The organism is Phenylobacterium sp. (assembly GCF_031412415.1).
Taxonomy (GTDB): domain Bacteria; phylum Pseudomonadota; class Alphaproteobacteria; order Caulobacterales; family Caulobacteraceae; genus Phenylobacterium.
Genome location: NZ_JANOCX010000159.1, coordinates 1 through 2,573 on the forward strand (window position 1 = coordinate 1; position 2,573 = coordinate 2,573).

General features: G+C 69.6%; 4 protein-coding genes. 1 reads left to right on the forward strand and 3 read right to left on the reverse strand.

The window, feature by feature from the left end; translation table 11 throughout:
• Positions 1-137 precede the first annotated feature (137 nt).
• On the reverse strand, positions 138-479 hold the full coding sequence (locus RMO04_RS07670; RefSeq protein ID WP_309644193.1) for a zf-TFIIB domain-containing protein: 342 nt from the start codon (positions 477-479) through the stop codon (positions 138-140).
• Positions 480-707: 228 nt separating this feature from the next.
• Between RMO04_RS07670 and RMO04_RS07675 the strand changes: the two genes are divergently transcribed.
• On the forward strand, positions 708-1,367 hold the full coding sequence (locus tag RMO04_RS07675; protein WP_309644194.1) for a Fe2+-dependent dioxygenase: 660 nt from the start codon (positions 708-710) through the stop codon (positions 1,365-1,367).
• Positions 1,368-1,373: 6 nt separating this feature from the next.
• On the opposite strand, the gene RMO04_RS07680 is transcribed toward RMO04_RS07675, so the two are convergent.
• On the reverse strand, positions 1,374-1,814 hold the full coding sequence (locus RMO04_RS07680) for a hypothetical protein (RefSeq protein ID WP_309644195.1): 441 nt from the start codon (positions 1,812-1,814) through the stop codon (positions 1,374-1,376).
• Positions 1,811-2,398, reverse strand: coding sequence for a DUF1080 domain-containing protein (locus RMO04_RS07685; protein ID WP_309644196.1), 588 nt, complete (start codon positions 2,396-2,398; stop codon positions 1,811-1,813). The genes RMO04_RS07680 and RMO04_RS07685 overlap by 4 nt, the downstream gene beginning before the upstream one ends.
• Positions 2,399-2,573 lie beyond the last annotated feature (175 nt).

Sequence of the window (2,573 nt, forward strand, 5' to 3'; positions counted from 1 at the left end):
GACGCGCGCGCGCAAGCCACCCCGCCCGGCCGTTCAGCGCCAGTCGTCGGGGGCGGGGGGCGGCGTTCGCGGCGGCGGAACGGGCGGCTGACGGAAGCGCGGCGACTGTCCAGCCGGTGACGCCGCGGCCCGGCGCCTCAGTCGAAGATGTCGAAGATCGAGCGCTTCTTTCGGTAGCCGCCGCCGTGGCCGTACTCGCCACGTTCGCCGTACTCCCCACGCTCGCCGTACTCACCGCGTTCGCCGTACTCGCCGCGCTGGGCATAGCCGTAGGGCTGGGGCGGCGGGGCGGCGGGGCGAACCTGGCTAGGCGATGGCGGCGGTGGGGCGGCGTCCTGGGCGCCGACGGCCATGAGCTTTTCAAGCTCGCCGCGATCAAGCCAGACGCCCCGGCAGGTGGGGCACATGTCGAACTGCACGCCCGCGCGGTCCACGGTCTGCATCGAGCTGTTGTCGTTGGGGCATAGGAGCAAGGGCATTGGGCTTCCTTCCGGCGATGGAGGCGCGATGGCGACGGGCCTGCGACCTCACGTGGCGAGCGTGATGCGTCCGACATCATGACGCCGACCCGGTCGACGCCACCAGAGGGGCCCGGTCCGCGCTCCGCAAATGGGCGCTCGGCGCGCGGCTGACAACCCCCTGGCTTGGCCTGCGGGCCCAGGACGTGGGAAGAAGGGGCCGGGTGGCCGCGTGGCGAGGAGATCGGATTGATCGTTCTAGACGTGCTGGATTCGCAACAGGTGCTCGCCGTCCAGCACGGGCTGGCGGAGGCGCCCTTCCGCGACGGCCGGGCCACGGCTGGGGCCGCGGCCGAGCAGGTGAAGCGCAACGAACAGGCCCGCGGCGACGATCCGGGGGTGATCGCGCTCAGCCGCAAGGTGCGGCTGGCGCTGGAGACCCATCCCACGTTCCGGACGCTGGTGCGGCCGGCGCGCTGGTCGAGCCTGATGTTCTCACGCTATGGCGCGGGCCAGCAGTATGGGCTGCACGCCGACAACGCCGCGATGCACGACGACGGCGGCTGGCCGCTGCGGACGGACATCAGCTTCACCGTCTTCCTGTCGGATCCCGACACCTACGAGGGGGGCGGCCTGGTGCTGCGGGACCTCATGGGGGACCGCGAGTTCCGGCCAGCCGCGGGCTCGGCGGTGCTGTATCCGACCGGGCAACTTCATCGGGTGACGCCGGTGACGGACGGCGTGCGGCTGGCCTGCGTTGGCTGGGTGCAAAGCCAAGTTCGGCGGGCCGATCAGCGGGAGCTGCTGTTCGACCTGGAACAGGTGCGGTGTCAGGCGGGCTCGGATGACGCCGCCCTGCTGCTGGACAAGACCATCGGCAATCTGTTGCGGATGTGGAGCGAGGACTGAGTCGGCCTAGCGCCAGTCGTCAGGACCGGGGGGCGGCATGGGGGGATGGCGGCTTTCGCGCCTCGGTTGGTCCGACAGCGTCCAGAACCAGCCGGTGTGGCCGTTGTCGGTCTGGATCACCTTCACGCCGGCGGGATCGAGCCCGACCATCAGGCGCGCATTGACCCCGTAGATCAGCGGGGGGTCCTGCTTCACCGCCTCCATGTGCGTGACGCAGCCGCAGACCCGGCACCGATGGAAGGCGAGGTCGCCGTCCAGCCAGGTATAGGTTTCCGTCGTTTCCGGGTCGGGCGTGCGGAGCAGCAGGGCCTGGTCGCCGTCGCGGTGGAAGTAGGTCCACAGGGCGCCGTAGCGCCGGCAGAGCGTGCAGTTGCAGTCCAGCACCCAGGTGGGGGCCCTGGCGATCTCGAAGCGGACCGCGGTGCAGTGACAGGCCGCCTTGATCATAGGGCTCGTATCTCGATCTTGCGGAACTTCACGACGCCGGCCCCGTACTGGAGGGCGATGGGGCCTTCCGCATGGGCCGGGTCGCGGGCTCCATCCACGGTCTTCCGGCCATTGAACACCACGGTGAGGCTGTCGCCCCGCGCCGTGACGTCCATCGTGTTCCAGCGGCCGCCGGCCTTGGGCATGGGCGAGACCTTGGCCAGGTTGACGATGGCGCCGGTGCCGTAGGTGGGATCGGGGCGGGTGTCGAAGACATTGACCTCATAGGCGTTGTCGGCGGTGACGCCGACAGGATCGGAGCAGCGGATGAAGATGCCGGAATTGGCGTCGGGACTGACCCAGATCTCGGCGTGGAGCTCGAAGTCGCGGTAGCTTTCCCTCGACACCAGGAAGCTCATCCCGCCCGCGTCGGCGGAGATCACGCGATCGCGGACGCCCCAGTTGGCGTCGCCGACAGGGGTCCAGCCGTCGAGGGTGCGGCCGTCGAACAGCGACTTGGCCCTAGGCCGTGCGAAGGCGGGCGGCGCAAGCGCGGCGGTGGTCAAGCCGGCGACGAGGCCGCGACGATCGATCCTGGACGTCATGCCGATGGCCTCCGAGCGGAGCGCAGGTTGGGAGCCCGGCGCGCGCGCGTCAAACTGGATTTCAACTTGACAGCCCAGCTTTGATCTTATCAGTTTGCCATATGGTGAACTATAATCGAGAGCTTGACCGGGTCTTCGCCGCCCTGGTCGACCCCACGCGGCGGGCGATCCTGGC